Origin of the sequence: Roseivirga sp. E12, assembly GCF_017592825.1 — a bacterium.
In the GTDB taxonomy this organism is placed as follows: domain Bacteria; phylum Bacteroidota; class Bacteroidia; order Cytophagales; family Cyclobacteriaceae; genus Roseivirga.
In genome coordinates, this window is the sequence record NZ_JAGFMD010000004.1 from 35,123 (window position 1) to 55,357 (window position 20,235).

17 protein-coding genes and 1 pseudogene are annotated in these 20,235 nt (G+C 41.5%); 6 read left to right on the plus strand and 12 right to left on the minus strand.

All coding sequences use genetic code 11. From position 1 onward, the window contains the following. Positions 1 to 3 precede the first annotated feature (3 nt). Complete coding sequence (locus tag J4E76_RS11140) at positions 4 to 1,428, plus strand: 4Fe-4S dicluster domain-containing protein (protein WP_208504178.1); 1,425 nt, start codon at positions 4 to 6, stop codon at positions 1,426 to 1,428. A gap of 259 nt (positions 1,429 to 1,687) precedes the next feature. Here J4E76_RS11140 and J4E76_RS11145 read toward each other — a convergent pair whose 3' ends face one another. The 6 genes from J4E76_RS11145 to J4E76_RS11170 form a co-directional block, all read right to left on the minus strand. Then, positions 1,688 to 2,179 carry a DinB family protein gene (locus J4E76_RS11145; protein WP_208504180.1) on the minus strand — a complete coding sequence of 164 codons (492 nt, stop codon included), beginning with the start codon at positions 2,177 to 2,179 and terminating at the stop codon, positions 1,688 to 1,690. Positions 2,180 to 2,222: 43 nt separating this feature from the next. Next, positions 2,223 to 2,696, minus strand: a complete 474-nt coding sequence (locus tag J4E76_RS11150; RefSeq protein ID WP_208504182.1) for a hypothetical protein — start codon at positions 2,694 to 2,696, stop codon at positions 2,223 to 2,225. Between the two features lie 107 nt (positions 2,697 to 2,803). Continuing rightward, positions 2,804 to 4,369, minus strand: coding sequence for a DUF547 domain-containing protein (locus J4E76_RS11155; protein WP_208504185.1), 1,566 nt, complete (start codon positions 4,367 to 4,369; stop codon positions 2,804 to 2,806). Positions 4,370 to 4,405: 36 nt separating this feature from the next. Then, the gene (locus tag J4E76_RS11160; protein ID WP_208504187.1) at positions 4,406 to 4,915 is read right to left on the minus strand and encodes a hypothetical protein; all 510 of its coding nucleotides are present in this window, start codon (positions 4,913 to 4,915) and stop codon (positions 4,406 to 4,408) included. A gap of 224 nt (positions 4,916 to 5,139) precedes the next feature. Then, the gene (locus J4E76_RS11165) at positions 5,140 to 5,811 is read right to left on the minus strand and encodes a hypothetical protein (RefSeq protein WP_208504189.1); all 672 of its coding nucleotides are present in this window, start codon (positions 5,809 to 5,811) and stop codon (positions 5,140 to 5,142) included. Between the two features lie 116 nt (positions 5,812 to 5,927). Beyond that, positions 5,928 to 6,641, minus strand: a complete 714-nt coding sequence (locus tag J4E76_RS11170; protein ID WP_208504191.1) for a pirin family protein — start codon at positions 6,639 to 6,641, stop codon at positions 5,928 to 5,930. 221 nt (positions 6,642 to 6,862) lie between these two features. Between J4E76_RS11170 and J4E76_RS11175 the strand changes: the two genes are divergently transcribed. Genes J4E76_RS11175 through J4E76_RS11185 form a run of 3 tightly spaced genes read left to right on the plus strand, consistent with a single transcriptional unit; the run spans position 6,863 to position 10,381 of the window. Then, on the plus strand, positions 6,863 to 7,576 hold the full coding sequence (locus J4E76_RS11175) for a glycosyltransferase family 2 protein (protein ID WP_236017406.1): 714 nt from the start codon (positions 6,863 to 6,865) through the stop codon (positions 7,574 to 7,576). Then, positions 7,576 to 9,063, plus strand: coding sequence for a cellulose synthase family protein (locus J4E76_RS11180; RefSeq protein ID WP_208504193.1), 1,488 nt, complete (start codon positions 7,576 to 7,578; stop codon positions 9,061 to 9,063). The genes J4E76_RS11175 and J4E76_RS11180 overlap by 1 nt, the downstream gene beginning before the upstream one ends. Further along, on the plus strand, positions 9,056 to 10,381 hold the full coding sequence (locus J4E76_RS11185; protein ID WP_208504195.1) for a hypothetical protein: 1,326 nt from the start codon (positions 9,056 to 9,058) through the stop codon (positions 10,379 to 10,381). Before J4E76_RS11180 ends, J4E76_RS11185 begins: the two co-directional genes overlap by 8 nt. Here the strand turns inward: J4E76_RS11185 and J4E76_RS11190 are convergent. The 4 genes and pseudogenes from J4E76_RS11190 to J4E76_RS20880 all read right to left on the minus strand — a co-directional run. Beyond that, entirely contained in the window at positions 10,374 to 11,501 is a 1,128-nt protein-coding gene (locus tag J4E76_RS11190; protein WP_208504197.1) for a hypothetical protein, read from the minus strand. The two genes, J4E76_RS11185 and J4E76_RS11190, sit on opposite strands and share 8 nt — an antisense overlap. An 89-nt stretch (positions 11,502 to 11,590) precedes the next feature. Then, on the minus strand, positions 11,591 to 11,989 hold the full coding sequence (locus J4E76_RS11195) for an NUDIX domain-containing protein (protein WP_208504199.1): 399 nt from the start codon (positions 11,987 to 11,989) through the stop codon (positions 11,591 to 11,593). After that, on the minus strand, positions 11,982 to 14,087 hold the full coding sequence (gene scpA, locus J4E76_RS11200; protein ID WP_370592802.1) for a methylmalonyl-CoA mutase: 2,106 nt from the start codon (positions 14,085 to 14,087) through the stop codon (positions 11,982 to 11,984). Before scpA ends, J4E76_RS11195 begins: the two co-directional genes overlap by 8 nt. A gap of 15 nt (positions 14,088 to 14,102) precedes the next feature. Further along, a pseudogene (locus J4E76_RS20880) lies at positions 14,103 to 15,149 on the minus strand (methylmalonyl-CoA mutase family protein); the annotation flags it as partial. A gap of 260 nt (positions 15,150 to 15,409) precedes the next feature. On the opposite strand from J4E76_RS20880, the gene dnaA reads away from it, so the two are divergent. Continuing rightward, on the plus strand, positions 15,410 to 16,834 hold the full coding sequence (dnaA, locus tag J4E76_RS11205) for a chromosomal replication initiator protein DnaA (protein WP_208504203.1): 1,425 nt from the start codon (positions 15,410 to 15,412) through the stop codon (positions 16,832 to 16,834). A 47-nt stretch (positions 16,835 to 16,881) separates the two neighbouring features. On the opposite strand, the gene J4E76_RS11210 is transcribed toward dnaA, so the two are convergent. Next, complete coding sequence (locus tag J4E76_RS11210; protein WP_208504205.1) at positions 16,882 to 17,466, minus strand: hypothetical protein; 585 nt, start codon at positions 17,464 to 17,466, stop codon at positions 16,882 to 16,884. A 214-nt stretch (positions 17,467 to 17,680) separates the two neighbouring features. Between J4E76_RS11210 and J4E76_RS11215 the strand changes: the two genes are divergently transcribed. Continuing rightward, the gene (locus J4E76_RS11215; RefSeq protein WP_208504207.1) at positions 17,681 to 18,571 is read left to right on the plus strand and encodes an AraC family transcriptional regulator; all 891 of its coding nucleotides are present in this window, start codon (positions 17,681 to 17,683) and stop codon (positions 18,569 to 18,571) included. A gap of 34 nt (positions 18,572 to 18,605) precedes the next feature. On the opposite strand, the gene J4E76_RS11220 is transcribed toward J4E76_RS11215, so the two are convergent. Beyond that, complete coding sequence (locus J4E76_RS11220) at positions 18,606 to 20,087, minus strand: S1C family serine protease (RefSeq protein WP_208504209.1); 1,482 nt, start codon at positions 20,085 to 20,087, stop codon at positions 18,606 to 18,608. Positions 20,088 to 20,235 lie beyond the last annotated feature (148 nt).

Genomic DNA, 20,235 nt, shown 5'->3' on the forward strand with positions numbered 1-20,235 from the left:
ATTATGTCATCAGTAGATCCAAGTTTATCTATCGCTAACCCAGAGCCGAAGGACACCGATGTGATCCAGAAGGCAGGTTTGGCACTTGCTGGTTTGGGAGTATTAGTTCTTTTTCTCTCATGGGGAAATGTTGCGATTCCAGCCTCAATTGGACTTCCAGTTGCCCTATTGGGTATTTTGGTAGGAACAGTCATTTACTCCGCACGCTTGTACCTCAATCAGCCAGAAGGGATTAAAAACAATGGCGTTTGGTTTAAAAGTTTAACGAGTCGCGGTGTTTTGGGCTGGGTAGCCGGCATCATACTCACTGGTTTTTATGTGATCCTCTATTGGTATCCAGAATATATCGGTTTCAAAGCAGGCGGAAACGAAGGTATGGTAGCCTTGTTTGACCCCTTGAGCATGTTTTTCAAAGGAACGCCAGCAAGTCAATGGTTTGTTTATGGAACGCTCTACACACTTTGTATCACGGCTCTAGGGATTAAATTCTTATTTAAATACCGACATAACCGCTATCAGTTTATCAGAACACTAGTGGTAATCGCCAGTCAGTTGTTCTTAGCCTACCTGATACCAGAGATCTTAGCAGGTCTTAACTACAATGATGTTACTACCTCAAGTGGTGAATACTTGGGCTATTTCAATACAGACTTGAAAAACACCTGGCCTTTAGATTATGATTTCTTTTACGATTGGCAATTGAATGCCTTTCAACAAGAGGCATATCAACCTGTGGGTACTCTATACCTAATCGTTGGAATAGCAATGTTTTTAGTCGTGACACCAATCATTACTTACTACGTAGGTAAGAGATGGTATTGCTCATGGGTTTGTGGTTGTGGAGGTTTGGCAGAAACTGCTGGCGATCCTTTCCGTCACTTGTCTTCTAAAAAATTGAGTGCTTGGAAGCTAGAAAGATGGTTGATCCATGGTGTAATGGTTTTCGTTTTCGTGATGACCGCTGCGACCATTTATGGCTACTTCTGGAATACAGGAGAGGTCTTCGGGTTAAACATCTACAATAACTTCCAAAAACCTTATGGCTTCCTAATTGGAGCAACGTTCTCAGGTGTCATCGGAGTAGGCTTTTATCCAATGCTTGGAAATCGTGTTTGGTGTCGTTTTGGTTGCCCAATGGCAGGCTATATGGGTATCATTCAGCGTTTCAAGTCAAGGTTCAGAATTACCACTAATGGAGGCCAATGTATCTCATGCGGTAATTGTTCTACTTACTGCGAGCAAGGAATTGATGTTAGAGCCTATGCTCAAAAAGGCCAGAACATCGTTCGTGCAAGTTGTGTTGGCTGTGGTATTTGTTCTGCAGTTTGCCCAAGAGGTGTACTTAAATTAGAGAACGGTCCTGAAGAAGGAAGAACAGATTTACCACCAATCATTATCGGTAACGAAAGCATCAAGGTGAGTAACTAGTGCCGAGTATTGCGTAGTACGTATTGGGTACCTAGTACCTAGTATTTAGACAATAGATTTTAGAGGAGGTTGCCACTTCAAGGGTAACCTCTTTTTTATTCCGAGTTTACCGAGGAATCTGTATAGTAAATTAAGTATGCTCTTTTGTATAAGATGCTTCGGAAAGCTCAGCAAAAGAAAGGACTGGTAAACGCTTGATACTAACCTTCAAGCCTAACTACGCAATACTCGATACGTACTACGTACTACGAATTACGCCTTACTCCTCATCCATCGCCAAAACCTCTCTCACCTGGCCCAAGTGATGCTTCAGGTGTACCACATAGTCCTGCATAAAGTAGTCAAGGGTAGTAGCTTCATTTTCTTGAATTGTGTAGAAAGCGATTTGATGAAGGTTATGAGCTGTGCGCTCTTTGTTCCTTACACTATCAGGTGTTTGATTCATCACATGAGCAATGTGGAGATTAAACTGACGCCAAAGAATAAGTAAATCATGCCAATTGACAGCCTGATAGTTTTGCGAAGTAACCCATTCATCTTGCTTGTAACCCGTGCCGATTAACTCATCTGAATCCTGCGCCCGAACAAAACGACCATGGTTATTAGAGGCAGAGTCAATCAGGTGGCCAATGATCTCTTTTGCAGACCACTTGCCCGGGGCAGGGCGCTTTTCTGCATCACTTTCCTCTACGGTAATCAATTGTTCAAAAGCCGCGAGAACGACTTCTTTCAGGTTATAATCTCCATTCATGCCACAAAGGTAATGGAGTTCAATACAATTCTATTCTTAATGGCTAAGACTCTTTCCAAAGTTTCACAAACTTGAGATAAGCCTTGTCCGTCAGAGTCAGTACGCGATCAAATATGCTCGTAAAGTCATCAAACTCTTGGAGCACTATTTCAGATGATGTCCATATCACGCCATTAATCCAGTAGACTTTGGCCACTTTAGCGTCTTTAGTCACTTCATGGCAGAGGTTTTTGGCCTTGGTGATTTCTGACTCTGAGTCTAGTTTGAGGTTGGCCAGCCTGGCAAGTCGAAAGAAATTCTTGTCTTCCATATCAATGGTAATATAGAAGGTGCGCTCCTTATACTTGAATTTGACATCTCCATCTTCATCAACCTCTGGAGAGTAATCCTTATCTGTTAAAAAACTTACATACTTGTCTTGGATGATTTTCTTTTCAAGCTGTTGCTTAACATCGAATTGAGCATGAGCCACTAAGGCTGAACCTAAAAAGAGCAGCGTAAAGCATAGTCTGATCATTGATCTAGCGTTTTGGTTGATCGTTTAAAAATACGGTTTTAAAATAAAAAAATGCTCGCCCAATAAAGGGGAGCATTTTAACAACTAAACTAAAACTAATTATTTTATTACTTCAACCAGCGAAAGCCAAGGTTAAAGGTTTGTCCTCCGCCATCATTTCTTGAAGCGAAGAAGTTACTATATGACAACTCCATTTCCAGCTTACTGTTCAACTGGTATTTAAAACCAAGACCAGCTTGCTGAAACCATTGTGAAAGACCGAACTGATCGTCAAAACCGTTTGACACCCGTTCGAATCTTGGAGAGTATTGATACAATGCGAATAGTGACGCTTTGCCACTTGGCAAGAAGTAAGACACAATACCTGTCACTGGTGTTCTGAAGAAATCTACTTGGTCATCTCTGCGCGAAAAGCGATAGATCAAATCAGCCTCGGCAAATAGTCTCCATCTGGTATTAATCTCCATATCGTAGAATACCTGTGTGAATGATGTGTATCGGTCATGGTTGACAAATGTTCCATTTCTGTCTTCCAAGTTGGACGCCCCAGGAAACCAAAATGCAGTTCTCACCGACAAATTTGGCAGTTTGTTAAAAGGGGTAAATCGAACAGCAGGACCGAAGGCAGCTAGAGCTACTTCATTTACATTACCAGACTGAAAAACTGGAGAAAAAGGTGAGTTCCCATCGGAAAAGGAACTCACGATTACATCAAAACCAACATTAATCCTTGCGGATTTTGATGCTCCATAATTCAGTGTATACTGCGCATTGAAAAAGCTTTGACGCCCATCAATGGATACTCTGTTGCCTTCACGGTTTCTGATATTTCTTTGTGTATAGATGTTGTAAAAAGATCTGAGCTCTACTTGTCCTTTTGCCAAGAGTACTGAAGGCGTGAACACTTGAAGGTTTGAAGTAGGCTCATTTGCCTTTTTTGACGCTGCAGCGCTTTTATTTTGACCGTTGAGAGTCCAGTTATAAGTATAATAGGTGGTCTTGTAGTTCGTAGGGATTTTGTTATCTCTATACTTATTAATGTAGGCTACAATATTGGCCGCCTTGTCTTTGAAATCTCCAGGATACCACTTGAAAATCTCCGAGATGCCAACAGTCTTCTTGCTGTTATCTACTTGAATGAACTCATCATTTGAAAGCGCCATTTTAGTTCGCTCTAAGATCTGTGCTTCAAGCTTTTCAGGTCTATAGGCGAAACTCGCAATAGGAGGGCAGCTCACTGCAGCACATACGAGTACAAAGTGCAACTTCTCATCTCCTGTCACTTTCAATAAGTTGTCTTTTTCCAACTCATTTAATGTCATCTGCTGTCCGGCAACTTGATGCTTTTTGCTGTCAAAGAATCCACCAATTTCAAGTGGTGATTTCGTTGGATAGCCCTTGATAATGCCATTAATAACCGAGATGTTATAGGCGTTGATAAAGAATGCTTTTCTTTCGATATCACTAAGGCTATTTGTATTAAATGAGCCAACCTGATTGACTAGACTTTTGAGGTCCTGTCCGTCTTTTACTATGCCCTGATAGTCTACCTGTCCTTGAGAGACTCGCTTCTGGAAAAAGGCATCTGCCTCATCCAAAAAGCTATTTAGTGTTTGCGCACTGGCTACCATTCCGATGAGTAGACCAAATGCTGATAGTATTAACTTTTTCATTTTTCATTTTGATAATGTCCTGATTATGTTTTGATGCTATTGCAATGCGTATTCGTAGATGCCCTGTATGTCGAGCATTTGTCCGAAGATTTCCACTTGGCCGAGAAGCTCCATTCTATTGTCTTGTAGGCCAGATAATGTAGCTCGCGTTTCTAAAGAGGTTCCTCTATCGAAAACCACCATAAGGTTGTCAAAGTCTACCTCCCATACGCCAGTTTTAACGCGTTGGTCGTCTGCACCACCACAGAGCACTTCGCCACCATCATACCGATAGGTGCCATCATTTAAGAATAAGAAGGTGTCATCTAACCTGCAGTTTTGAAAACCTTGCAGGCCTTCAAGTTCGAAGGTTATGGCTTCCCACTCGCGCATATCATCATTAGTGAGTGCGGTCATAAATGCAGCTTCCGAAGCGGGTAGTCCGATGGGCGAGTCAATTTCTACCTGAGGTGCAGGCGACTCTAAATCAACTAAGCTGCATCCACTAAGCATAAAAATGCTCAGTAGCATGGCGATTAGTTTTGTTGTAGGTTTTGTTGTTTTCATAGTTTAAAATTTTCGAATCCGTTCTCTGGATTCAGGACATTAATCAGAAGATGCTAAGAATAGTTCGAAGTTTTTTGAAAAAAACTCCCTAAGAATCAAAGTGTTAGGTCTAGGTGACATGACCGTGACACTTTCGTGATACTTTAGCCGAAATTGATAGTTTGGTGATAAAAAAAGCCACCTCGAAATATCGGAGTGGCTGAGATTAAGCATCGGGGTAGATCCTATTTCTCTTGGAATTCTTCAGGGTTATAAATAATCACTTTATCCATTCCTGACACAGCTGAACCTAATCGTTTTACAGTTCTAAGCTCATCATTCGTAAACATTTCCATTATTTCACTCTTGTGATAGCTCAAAAAGACATCATAGAACCCGTCATCCTCTAGCAACTGAGTGGGCTCATAATTATAACTAAAGCCATTGGGTGATACATCAATGGTATCTTGTCGAATGTCTATAACCTTTAAGAGTGAATATTTAAACTCCGAGGGTTCATCTTTATCGTAGAGGTAGTAAATATCATTAACCTCTGGCTCACTCAAATACTTTTCGAAACGCTGGCCATCCATATAGGTAGCTACTGCAAAATAACCTATAAGGACCATCACGATGGCCAAACCCGAAAACATATAAGCAGGAAAACGAACCTTAGACTTCAATTGCTTTGCCAGCGAACGTACCTCTTCGGAGACCTCTTTGGGTTTATTGGCATGCTTACAATTATCACAGATGACATGTAGTACCTTTTTATAGGGGAAAAGAGGGATCCAAAAAATATGGGCATATGATCCGCTGACAACGATGTGAGTATTTTCATGCCCGCAATTGGTGCATTGGTGACCAGCAAAAGGAGCCTCCTTTAGAACTTTTGTGTTCCATCCATAAATTACCATTAGAAAAGTTTAAGGTTGAAGATGTTAGAAGATAACAAGATTTGATGTCAGGTCAAAAAAAAGCCATTACAACCCCTCTTAGGTTATAATGGCTTGATTTGGGACTACTGATAACCTCAAGTCACTTCCATCGGTATTTCAATGGCCAAGATTTCAGCATATGATTTTGCTTTAATATTAATGCTAGCTGCCTCCGTTACGCCAACTGCATCTCGACTCGACAAACTTTGACCAGCAATTTCAATGTCACCATTCAGTACAAAGAAATAAACACCATTTCCAGGTTTCTTGACTTCATAAGTCAGGCTGGTTCCTGCATCAAGGTTAGCCAGACTGAAATATGCATCCTGATTGATCCAAAGGGCGTCTCCACCTTCTGGAGAAACAACTGTCTGAAATGTGTTGATTCTGTCTTCAATGTCAAATGACTTTTGTTCGTACCTAGGTGTGATATCTCTTTCCTTTGGAAATACCCATATCTGCAAGAATTGAACTTCATCTTCCTTACTGTGATTGAATTCTGAGTGTCTCAGTCCTGAGCCGGCAGACATAATCTGCACATCACCAGTTTTTATCACTTCACCAGTACCTGTACTGTCCTTGTGCTCGAGATTTCCATACAATGGTATAGATACAATCTCCATATTATCATGTGGATGAGTGCCAAAACCTTGGCCCCCAGCAACTATATCATCATTCAAGACCCTCAATGCACCGAAGTGTACTCGGTCTGGGTTGTAGTAACCTGCGAAACTGAAACTGTGGCGACTTTTTAACCAACCATGATCGGCAAAGCCTCTACTATCTGATTTGTGTACGACCGTATTCATTTTGATTCCTTTCGTTTATGTTAAAAATACATGTACATACATATAACTTGAATATGGCCTTGATAGTTCCTCATAGACGTTATTGAATTATAAGGCTGTGCTAATGTCTGAGCCACTCAACTTTAGCCTCTGTAAGATAAACGACATCCATGGATTAATGAAGAAGTGATTGGAACTATAACTGGACCTTCTGCCTTATAACTGCTTCATTATAATTAGCTTTGCAGCGCATTTTGAATAGCCCTACAAGACCACATGTTAAGGTAATAATACCGGCCTTTAACGAGGAACAGTCCATAGCTCATGTAGTTAATGATATCCCGGAAGATTGGGTACAGGAGGTTATTGTAGTCAACAATGCTTCTAATGACAATACGGTGGCAGTGGCAGAAGCCGCAGGTGCTACTGTCTTGACAGAGCAAAAGCCTGGTTATGGTAATGCATGTTTGAAAGGCATTAACTACTTAACTGATATTAATAGAAGGCCCGAGATACTTGTTTTCATTGATGGTGACTATTCGGATTACCCTGAGCAACTACCCGAGTTGATTCGACCCATCATCGAAGAGGATGTGGATTTGGTTATCGGATCAAGGGCCTTAGGAAATAGAGAGGGAGGTTCAATGACTTTTCCTCAAGTTTTCGGAAATTGGTTAGCTACTTCTTTAATGAAGTTATTCTATAAGGTCAAATTCACAGACTTGGGACCATTTCGGGCCATCAAGTTTGATAAGCTCATTGAATTGCAGATGGAAGATCGCACCTATGGCTGGACTGTAGAGATGCAAGTGAAAGCTGCAAGACATAAATTCAAAACAGCAGAAGTTCCTGTAAACTATAAAAGGCGCATAGGTGTTAGCAAGGTGTCTGGCACAGTAAAGGGTACTTTTTTGGCAGGCTACAAAATTTTATATACGATTTTTAAGTATTTGTAATGTACTGGCTTGAGCTAATAGTATTAACCTTATATACAGGCGCGCTGTCGTTCATCTTTATATATAGTTTATCACAGCTAAACCTTGTTTACATATATCGCAAGGCTAGAAGAAAGAACCTAATTGCCAAGGCAGCTGTAATAGGTGATGGCTATGAATACCCCATGGTAACTGTTCAGTTGCCAGTGTACAATGAGCTTTATGTGGTGGAAAGGCTGATTGATGCGGTGGCATCTTTCGATTGGCCGAAAGATAGGCTGGAAGTTCAGGTGCTTGATGATTCTAACGATGAAACCATAGAGCTAATCGCCAAAAAAGTTGCCGAATGGCAGGCGAAAGGAATTGATGTACAACAGATACAGAGACCTGAACGAAAGGGATTCAAAGCGGGTGCTCTCCAATACGGTATGTCAATCGCTAAAGGCGAATTCATTGCCATTTTCGATGCTGATTTTGTGCCAGAAAAAGACTTTCTAAAGAATAGCGTCCCTCATTTTCAACTTGACGATAAGATTGGCGTAGTTCAAACCCGTTGGGGCCACATCAATGAAGAGTATTCTATGCTGACCAAGCTGCAGGCTTTTGGTCTCAATACCCATTTCTTTGTCGAACAGAATGGTCGTTCTCAGGGAGGTCACTTCCTTAACTTTAATGGTACTGGTGGTGTATGGAGAAAAGAGTGTATTCAAGACGCTGGGGGGTGGAAGGCCGATACCTTAACTGAAGATTTAGATCTTAGCTATAGAGCCCAACTTAAAGGCTGGCAAATATTTTATACCCCAGACGTGGTGGCTCCTGCCGAGTTGCCAGCGGCTATGAGTGCTATTAAGTCTCAGCAATATCGCTGGACAAAAGGCGCAGCCGAAACAAGTATCAAACTATTGCCGAAAGTATTGAAGGCACCTTTGTCACTGGGTACTAAGTTTCATGCCACTTTTCACTTGCTGAACTCTGCCGTCTTTATCTGTATTGTGGTTACTGCCTTTCTCAGTGTACCGGTGTTGTTGATCAGAAACTTGTCTGATAGCTGGGAAATCTTGATGAACATTTCCATGATCTTTCTGATGGGCTATGCCTTTCTGATCGTTTTCTACTGGAATGGTTTCAAAGAAAAACGGGATGGCTTTTGGAAAACTGCCAAGGATTTTGTGCCGCAAATGTTCATGCTATTATCAGTGTTTCTTGGCCTAAGTGTACACAATGCCGTGGCCGTGTTTGAAGGACTAATCGGCAAGAAAACTCCATTTGTAAGAACACCTAAGTTTAATATTACGGGTAAAAAAGACACTTGGAAAGGCAACAAGTACTTCAAAAAGAAAGTCAATCCATTGACTGCCTTAGAGGGCTTTTTAGGGCTGTATTTTGTAGGAGGGCTAGGTTTGGCCTTTTATTTCAATGATTTTGCCCTACTTCCTTTTCACTTATTGCTGAGTTTAGGATTTTTGCTGGTGTTCTATTACACCGTCCAGCATACCCGACATGCTTAACAAAAACTCTTCTTGGGTAAATCTAGCCTACATTCTTACTGGAGGGCTGACGGTTTATATTGGCTATTTCGTTGCTCGTGAAGATACATGGCTGCTACTAAGCTTATATACCTTGCTATTTGCCTCAGTAGCGTTTATCATTCGTCAGGCAAAATCAGAGGATGTTGACTTAGGATATTACTGGGGAATACTGCTTCGTGTGCTCTTGATCGCTTCCCTACCCAAATTGTCTGATGACTTTTATCGGTTCATTTGGGACGGAAGACTACTCCTCAATTTTGAAGACCCATACAAATACCTCCCGGCCCATCATCTCGATCAAGGGTTAACGGGTATTACCAAAACGCTTTACAACCAGCTCAATTCGCCCGAGTACTTCACAATTTATCCACCATTAAACCAGGTCGTTTTCTTTATCTCGACACTTTTCTCACCCGGTTCCATCGTTTGGTCGGTGGTGATCATGCGGGTGATTATGATTGCCTTTGAGCTAGGTAATATCGGTTTGATCAGAAAGCTCTTAAGGCATTATAAACTGCCGCAAGCTTATGGGCTAATCTATGTTTTGAACCCACTTGTGATATTTGAAGTCACTGGCAACCTTCATTTTGAAGGCATCATGGTCTATTTCTTATTGCTTGCCATTTGGCAATATGAGCAGGGCAAACTCCATAAGTCTGCCATCTTCTTCGGTTTGTCGGTTGCTACTAAGTTTTTGCCACTCATTTTTCTGCCATTTTTACTTCGCAAAATTGGTCTGAAGAAGACATTTATTTACGGACTAATTGTCGGTGGTACCTTGGCAGTTACCTTCTTGCCATTAATTAATACTGCCCATATCTGGGCTATTAAAGAGAGCATGGAACTGTATTTCCAAAAATTCGAGTTCAATGGAAGTATCTACTATTTGGCTCGTTGGTATGGATTTGAAACGGAAGGGCATAATATCATAGCAAAGTCCGGCAAGTGGATGATGTATGCGACCCTTGTGTCGATTATGATCTATTCTCTACTGGGCAAAAAGAAGGACTGGCCAAGACAAATGGTTTGGGTTTGGACGTTGTATTTGCTTTTTGCCACAACAGTTCATCCATGGTATGTCATTCCATTGTTGGCCATTGCAGTTTTCTCAAATGTTCGTTTTCCTTTCCTATGGTCTTTCTTGATCTTTTTTACATATGCCAACTACTTAGGTGGTGACTATATGGACAGGATAGAAGTGGTGATTATTGAGTACTCCTTGGTTGGAATAATGGCTTTATGGGAAGTGTTCGGTGGTAGAGCCGACAAGCTTTTCTTAAGGAAGGGGACTAGTTGAGATCTAGTCGGTAGGTGATGTGTTTTTTAGACGGAACAGCCCCCAAGCCCTTATGAATTGCGATCATCTTATCATTAAAATCACCTACCCAGCTTAACTCTACTTCGTTCAGAGGAGTTTCTTTAAAACAGTATTCAAAGGACTTATAGGTAATCACTGATTCGAGGCCAATGCCTTGAAACTTCGGATGCGTACCCATAACAACTACACGAACTCGATCAATGATATTCTTACGCCTAAGCATTAGAAACCTAATCTTGTTAACCAAATTCAATTTGCCTTTAAATCGCTTGAAGATCTGATTGACATCTGGCAGCGAGAGCACAAAACTTGCTGGCTCTCCATTGACATAGGCAAACTGAACAAGATTAGGATCGAGGACAGGCTTCATCTTCTTGAAAGTCTCTAACACGTAGTCTTTCTTGATCGGAGTGAAATTTTCAAACTCTGCCCAGGCCGCGTTATAAATGGCCATAAAATCTTCAGCATACTTATCGATCCTTTTCGGGTCGAAGCGTTCCGTAGTAATACTCGGTTTCCTCTCAACAATGTAGTTGGCAATTTTCACGAAGCGTGGGCTAAGTCCTTCTTTCAAGTAGAACTTATTGGTCATTTGCTCCATTTTAACCTTAAAACCATAGTCTTCGAAAAACTTCTGATAATAAGATGCATTATAGGCCATTCCGTAAGATGGAGAGGTAAAACCTTCAACAAGCAGTCCCCAATATTGATCGTTTTCACCGAAATTAATGGGACCATCAACCGTGTTTACTTTTCTCTCCTTAAGCCAAGTAGTGGCCGTATCGAAAAGGATTTTTGCCGCATCATAGTTATCAATTGATTCAAAAAAGCCAACGCCTCCAATACGTTTGTCGCCATAGTCGGCCTTTTTTTCATTGATGAAGGCAGCAATCCGACCTATTAATTGGCCTTGAGCATCTTTCAACACCCAGCGTATTGCCTCACCATGGCTGTAAAAGGTATTCGTTTTGGGATTGAATACCGCACGGATATCATTGTCTAGAGGGCAAACCCATTCAGAGTCTTGAGCATAAATAATTCGCGCAACGTCTAGAAATTCGTTGGCACTCTTTTTATCTACTACTTCAAAGACTTGCATTTTGACCTTGTGCTCTAGAAATGTTTAACAAAGAAATCTGTTTATTTCGAATCTCAGAAATGGATGAATGTTTTTTTTCCTAACGATCGTTAGAGGAGGCCTTTTTTTCTTAAATCATGGAAAATAATCTTGTCCACATGGGAGGTTTTATCCATTTCTTCGAATGGTAACCAAGCCATCTCTTCTATTTCTGCGGCAGCTTGTAGTTCTCCATCGTGATTACCTTGATAACAGGTCATTTGAACAACTATGCCTTCCGCATGGCCATGGGCCTGAGCCGAAAAAGTACCGTAATATTTTAGAGATTCCTCTTTAAGGGTGACACTGAGTTCTTCCTCGATCTCACGGATGAGAGCTTGCTGATCATTTTCACCAGATTCTCTTTTCCCTCCCGGAATGTAAAAAGCCTCTTTGCCCTTGCTTCTGGCCACCAGAATCTTTTTATCAATGATTTCGATCCAAGCGAGTTTGTCTATGATTTTACTCATCTTCCATCATTTGCCTTAAGATCTCTTGAGCTGCCTTGGCGATCACTGTTCCTGGACCAAAGACGGCTGATACACCAGCATCATATAGGAAGTCATAATCTTTTGGTGGAATGACTCCTCCCGCGATCACCATAATATCTTCTCGACCCAATCTTTTCAATTCATCGATTAATTGAGGGATCAAGGTCTTGTGACCAGCGGCCAGACTTGATGCACCTATCATATGCACATCGTTTTCGGCTGCCTGTAATGCAGTTTCTTCTGGCGTTTGAAATAGAGGTCCTATGTCAACATCGAAGCCCAAATCCGCAAAACTGGTTGCAATGACCTTTGCACCACGATCGTGACCATCTTGCCCCATTTTTGCAATCATAATCCGAGGTCTTCGGCCATCTAATTCGGCAAACTGATCGGCCATAGCCCTGGCCTCCTTAAAGTCTGTATTGTCCTTCACTTCACTCGAATATACACCAGAAATGGTTTGTGTCACAGCCTTGTGCCTACCGAAGACTTTCTCCATGGCCATAGAGATTTCTCCTAGAGAGGCTCTTTTTCTAGCTGCATCCACTGCGAGTTCAAGCAGATTGCCTTCGCCAGACTCAGCACAATTAGTCAATGTATCTAATGCTTTTTCCACCGCAGCGTTGTCCCGCTCGGCTTTTAACTTTGCTAGCCTTTCTAGTTGAGCCTTTCTCACTGCAGTATTGTCAACCTCTAAAAGGTCGATGTCCGTTTCTTCATCGACTTGGTAGCGATTAACACCAACAATTACATCTTTTCCTGAGTCGATTCGAGCTTGTTTTCTGGCAGCGGCTTCTTCGATTTTCATCTTTGGAAGACCTGCTTCAATGGCTTTCGCCATACCACCCATTTCTTCAACTTCTTGAATTAATGCCCAGGCTTTTTCTACCAATTGATCGGTCAAATACTCGACATAGTATGATCCACCCCAAGGATCGATTACACGATTGATTCCAGTTTCTGACTGCAAATACTTCTGTGTATTACGAGCAATCTTTGCAGAAAAGTCGGTCGGTAGGGCAATGGCTTCATCCAAGGCATTGGTGTGCAAAGACTGGGTATGCCCTAGTGCTGCTGCCAGTGCTTCGACACAAGTTCTGGTCACATTGTTAAATGGATCTTGCTCGGTAAGACTCCATCCCGAAGTTTGGCAATGGGTTCTTAATGCCATCGACTTTGGATTCTTTGGGTTGAATTGCTTCACCAGTTTTGCCCAAATGAGTCTGCCAGCTCTCATTTTCGCAATCTCCATGAAATGATTCATGCCTATTGCCCAAAAGAAAGACAGGCGTGGAGCGAAGGTGTCAATATCGAGACCTGAGGCCACACCAGTGCGGAGATACTCCAAACCATCGGCTAAGGTGTAGGCCAATTCGATATCGGCCGTAGCCCCAGCTTCCTGCATATGATATCCCGATATACTGATCGAGTTAAACTTTGGCATATGCTGGGAGGTGTATTCGAAAATATCACCGATAATCTTCATGGACGGAGCAGGGGGGTAGATGTAAGTGTTCCGTACCATGAACTCTTTCAAAATGTCGTTTTGAATCGTTCCGGTAAGTTGAGATTTGTCAACGCCTTGTTCTTCAGCAGCAACAATATAAAAGGCCATGATAGGAATAACCGCTCCATTCATTGTCATGGATACCGACATTTTGTCCAGTGGAATCTGATCGAACAATACCTCCATATCAAGAATAGAGTCGATGGCTACACCTGCTTTTCCAACATCACCAACTACTCTGGGGTGATCCGAATCGTAGCCTCTGTGCGTAGCTAAATCGAAGGCTACGGAAAGCCCTTTTTGGCCTGCGGCTAGGTTTCTTCTATAAAAGGCATTTGATGCTTCGGCTGTAGAAAACCCAGCATACTGACGTATAGTCCAAGGTCTAATGGTATACATAGAACTATAAGGACCACGTAGATATGGTGGCTTACCTGCAATGAATTCCAGGTGCTCGGCATCTTTTAGGTCTAAAGCGGAGACGGTTGGAGGTACTGAAATGCCCTCAGCAGTTTCCCAGTTTACCGAACGCTGATGAGTGCCATTGTCTGACTTAGGAGCCTTTGATATTCCTAAGTGCTTTAAAATGGCATCAGCCAGATCATTGGTCACCGATTCTATATAGTAAGCACCTGCAGCAGGATCTACATTCTTACCTAAATAAGACTCATCATTCAGGACAGTTGAAATATTACGCGCTATGCGCTCTGCCAGAATGGGGTTTTCTGGAAATACGGAATAGAATGGATTGATCAATAAACCATCAGTGGCACCGGCTATGGCCGACATGGCCATGGTGGTTGCTTGTAGCATGAAATCATGTTTATCCTCGATCTGTTCATCCCAATTTGGAGAAGTACTAATGACTGTTGGTTGGTAGTCACTAACTCCCATAGCCTCAGCAATGTCTTTTACTGATGACCGAAGTGCTCTCAGCGCTGAAATTTCAAGGAAGTAGTCTTTACCAATCAATTTTTCAAAAGCAAGAGACCCTAAGGAAGCCGTCTTTGATAAATCTGAGTCATTGATATGATCAACTGCTGATTCTACGAGCTTGCTTAACTGATCAATTAGATCATGACCAGGTGAAATCGAAAGAACGCAGGTCTTCAAGCCAGGGATGGAATCTTGGAATAATATTCCTTGACCTTTTACAAACCCAGTCACCTTTGAAAGGTCAACTGGAGTCTCCTCTAAGTAGGAATAGTACTCCTTATATATATAAGGAGTCTCAAGCGTTGCTGAACGGAATGAAACCTGACAGTATTCCGGTTTGATGTCATTCAGAAGTACATTGAAATCAGGTAGCTCGCTAATGTCGAATAGAAGCCCATTGGCTCCTTGGTTGAGGGCATCTAAAGCCTTGTGATTAGCCGTTTTAGAATCAGTGACTTTTATGAGTTGATAATTGGTCCAATAGCGATGACCAAAGGACTCCGGTTGTCTATGCAGGTTTGCCGATGAGGGCAAAGGTGATGGTAGGTCAGACTTTGTATAAAACGGTTTTCCATTGAATCCTTGACTTTCCCAAAGCAAGTCTTCGAATGCTTTCCCCTTTAAATCTGCAACCAGTTTTGACTTCCATGCCTCAGCTGTCTGAGGCTCGAAATCAGCAAACAATTTTTCCTTCATTCACTCGAATTTTCTGTTGCGAAATTAAGCCTTTTCTTAAGGCTTATGATATAATTTAAGTCAATTGGTATATACCTTGTTTGAATGTCATTATCACAAGTGAAGAATAGTTATCCACAAAATACATGTGGATAAGAGCTTTTAAGGGGGAAAACTATTTTAGGCTCAGAGCTCGATTCACCTTTCATGTTCATTTAATTTTTATCATTTTTGTTCCCCGCCTAAAAGAAAATGTGAAGCCCTTATTGCAAAATGATTAGATGGTAAAAAGTGAAGTGTCGGTTTGGGAGGATTGCCTTGGATTCATTAAGAATCAGGTAGGAGAGCAGAGTTTCAAGACTTGGTTCGAGCCGATAAAACCACTAGGGTTAAATGAATCTACCATTACAATTCAGGTTCCGAGTCAATTCTTCTATGAATATCTGGAAGAGCACTATGTTCACTTATTGAGAGAATGCGTGCAAAACGAGTTAGGCCCTGAGGGAAAGCTCGAGTATTCGGTAATTGTGGATAGCGGTAGCGTGCAAAATCAGCCTTATATGGTGACTTTGCCAAACCAAAACCAGAATCAGAAGAAAAGTTGGGGCCGACAGCCTACCGAGCCTGAGATGATTAATCCTTTCAAGATGCAATCATTGGATAAGGACTCTAGGTATTCAAATCTTAATCCGGGCTATAATTTCGAGAACTATATAGAGGGAGACTGTAACAGGTTGGCAAGGTCTGCAGGTATCGCAGTTGCTGAGAAGCCGGGTATTACTTCCTTTAACCCCTTAATGATTTATGGCGGTGTTGGCTTAGGTAAAACGCACTTGGTTCAGGCCATAGGCAATACGGTTAGTCAGCAGTCGAGTGACAATTTTGTGCTGTACGTTTCTTCAGAGAAGTTTACTACGCAATTCACCGATGCAATTAAGAATAATAACATCCAGAGCTTTACCAACTTCTACCTACAGGTAGATACTTTGATCATCGATGATGTGCAGTTTTTTGCTGGTAAAGAGAAAACTCAGGAGATGTTCTTCCATATTTTCAATCACTTGCACCAAAATGGTAAGCAGATTATCATGTCAAGTGATCGTGCGCCACGAGATTTAAAAGGTTTACAAGACAGGCTCCTTTCTAGATTCAAGTGGGGTCTTACGGCAGATCTTCAAATGCCAGACTTCGAAACGAGGATGGCCATTATCATGCGTAAGATGCAATCGGATGGTATTTATATACCGGATGATGTGGTGGAATACCTGGCATATAGTGTAGATACCAATGTACGAGAGTTAGAGGGCGTTTTGATTTCTCTAATCGCACATGCTACGCTGAATAAAACAGATATTAACCTGGAGTTGGCCAAGCAGACGTTAAAGAATATTGTTCATGATATTGAGTCTGAGGTTGGTGTTGACTATATCCAGAAGACGGTTGGCGAATTTTTCCAAATAAGTGTGGAAGATCTCAAAGACAAAACCCGTAAGAAAGAAATCGTTATTGCACGTCAAGTTGCAATGCACCTGTGTAAGGAATACACTAACCATTCACTTAAATCTATCGGTTACCACTTTGGTGGTAGAGACCATAGCACTGTAATTCATGCAGTCCAGTCGGTTAGTGATATGATGGATATCGATTCCAAGTTTTCCAATTCTATGGATGAACTCAGGAAGAAGATGAAAATGAAACTCGTATAAAAAAGAAAAGGGGCCAATGGCCCCTTTTATCATCTAACTAATCCTAGTTATTTAATAGAAACTGATTGCACAAAGTTTCTACCCTTCGTTCTCATTTTAACTGTGTATGAACCCTGCTCAAGTTTTGAAAGGTCAAACCTTTTCAATGCCTCACCACCGAAGCTTTCAGAAGTCAATTTTCTGAATTTGCTGTCGAAAATGGTAATTGACACCTTATCATTATTGTCAGTAGGTAAGATGATATCTAGTTTTTCACCGTTCTGACGAATGACTGGTTTGATGATCGTCACTTGATCATCCGCATTAATCCATGCTGAATCTGCATTGATCGATAAAGGAGTAGCAGTAAAGCTTACTTCGTTTTCAACCTCGATGGTATAGTTACCAGCTTCTAGTGCAGTGAGGTCAAACCTTTTTGCAAATTTTTGTCCCTTGTTTGTTTCTGCACTATATAATACTGATCCGTTTTCATCTTTAAGTTGAATATGAGCTGTTGCTTCACCTAGTCCTTTGGTAGATACTACCACTGACTTCATCCCTACTTTCTCTACACTAACACTTGGCTTGGTGTCATTAGCAATTACGAACGTTGATGCCATAACCATTACAGCTGTCAACAATACTTTTCTCATCGTTTTCATTTTACTAATCGTTTAAGTTTTAAACCAATTATGACAACAAAGGTATGGGGTCGGGAGTCTGTGTACTACTCCAAAATTGGTCAATATATGTTCTATATTAACCCAATATATATTTATTAATTGTTGAACTGATAATATAGAGTATGTAAGTGTTAATTTTGTGGTGGTTTATGGAACTTACTCATTCTAAATTGGTTATTGAATCATGAGCAAACAGACAGTGAATACGAAACCATCTTTAGAACAGATATTACCAGCTTTTGGCAGTAGTTTTCTTGTGAGAAGATACAATAGCTCATGTGAGCATAATCTGGCCAATTGGCACTTTCATCCTGAGTTAGAACTGGTTTATGTTAATGGAGGTAGCGGGAAACGACATATCGGTAAACACATGTCCTATTTTAATGATGGTGAACTGATCTTAATGGGTGCGAACCTGCCTCACTATGGTTTTACCGATCGGCATAGCGGGAATAAATCTGAAACCGTAATACAATTCAAACAAGATTTCTTGGGTCCTGACTTTTTCAACATACCCGAAATGGGATTGGTTAAAAGGTTACTAGAGCTTTCGAAAAAAGGATTGGCTTTTAACGGTGAGACCAAGACCAATGTAGGGAAGAAAATTGAGGCATTGGCATGGACAGATCAATATGGTAGATTGATAGGCCTGCTATCTATCCTTAAAGAGCTGGCCGAGTCAAAAGAGTATACTGTGCTCAATGCTGATGGTGTGGCGGTGGCAGTCAATTCGAAAGAGAACGATCGGATGAACCTGGTCTACAATCACATCCGCACTCATTTCAAAGAACATATTTCTTTAGAAGAGATTGCGGATGAAGTGAGCATGACGGTGCCGGCCTTCTGTCGATACTTTAAGAAGATATCGCGCAAGACTTTTACCAAATTCGTGAATGAATTTAGGGTAGTCCATGCCTCAAAGCTCTTGGCTGAAACTTCAATGTCAATTACCGAAGTGAGCTTTGAAAGTGGCTTTAATAACTTCTCCCACTTTAATAAGTCCTTTAAGGAGTTTACGGGTAAGAGCCCCTCGGCCTATCGCAAGGAGTTTGAGAATATCATAGATCAGGCGTAAAAAAGAAGCCCGATCCATCGAATCGGGCTTTTTGTTATCTGCTGAACCTGTAAGTCTCGGTTCGTTGTCTTCCGTTTTTGTCTACTATTTCAAAGTAGATTCTCCCATAGTACTGTTCTATATAGTTGGCTAATGCCTCTGGGTTATTCGCGTACTTTCTGTTTACCGCTACAATGATGTCTCCTTCTTCAATGTCGTCTAGTTTTCTGAAGAAACCCTTCTCCTTGTCGATTTTACTAACCTTAACGCCATAGCGTAACCTTAAGCTCTCTCTTTCAGATTCAGTGAGGGCTCGGAATTCAGCACCCAGATAACCTGAGAAATAGATGTCATCTTCATCCAGAGAGTTGTCACTGCTCAGAATATCGGTATTACCCAGAATATTTTCCAGTGTCAAATTAGTCTCATAAAGCCTTCTATTTCTTTCGTACTGAACTCGGATGTCATCTCCAGGCGACATTGCGTTAATGACTTCCTCAAAGCTCGACTTACTTGAAATTGGTTCACTACCTATTTTTCTAATTACATCACCAGACTCTAAACCAGCTTTATCCGCAGCGCCATTTCTTCTGATGGACTGAATTAAGACCCCGTCTAAGTTCCTTAGCTTCTCTTCTTGGGCAACTTTTTCATCAATCTCTATTACCTCAGCACCTGTATAGGCTTTTTGAACCACCTTATACTTCTTAAGGTCCTCAACAATTTTTTCCACTACATCGGAAGGAACTGCGAAGCCATAACCCGCATAGGATCCGGTTCTGGAAATAATTGAGGTATTGATGCCGATAAGTTCACCTTCAGTATTGACTAAGGCTCCTCCACTGTTTCCAGGATTAATAGCCGCGTCCGTTTGAATGTATAACTTGATAGGGAAGTTTTCTCGAATGGCTTTGGAATCGCTTCCGATGGCACTGACAATACCTGCAGTAACCGTAGAGGTTAAATTGAACGGGTTACCAACTGCCAATACCCAGTCGCCCACTCTTACATCACGACTTGGTGCAAGGTCAATGGCAGGTAGGTTATCTGCATCAATTTTTAGGACTGCAATGTCCATACTTGGGTCAGTACCAACCAATTTGGCCGTATAGGTTCTTTTTTCATGCTGAACCTCAATCGCATCAGCGCCTTCAATTACATGATGATTGGTGATGATATAGCCATCCTTTGAATAGATAACTCCAGAACCGGAGCCGATCGCAATACCACTGTTAGAGCCACTTCTGCCTCTGTTGAAGTATTCCATAAAGCTCATGCTTCTGCGGCTACGCTGAATATTCTTTATATATACCACACTGCTCACGGACTTTTCTGCGGCCAATCTGAAGTCAACGGGTAGTGCAGCGGATGCTCCTTCGTATCTTTCTGCTGGCTCATAATTAGCCTGCTGGAAATTAGTTGGTATCTCACGTACAACCTCGGTGATCGTAGTGGTATTAGATAGTTTTTGATAAGTAAATGCCCCAGCAATTCCGCCAATAAAAGCGATCAGGACAATGACAATCTTACTTTTCATATTCAATTCTTTAATAAGCAATACAAAATGCGCTCTTGAGATTTAACTGACCATTACGGAGCGCGGTGTGTTGTCAGTTTTCTTATTCAAACTTACGCTTAGGGAGTTAATTGGGTTTATCTGGTGTGTTAATTATAGTTAAATCGCC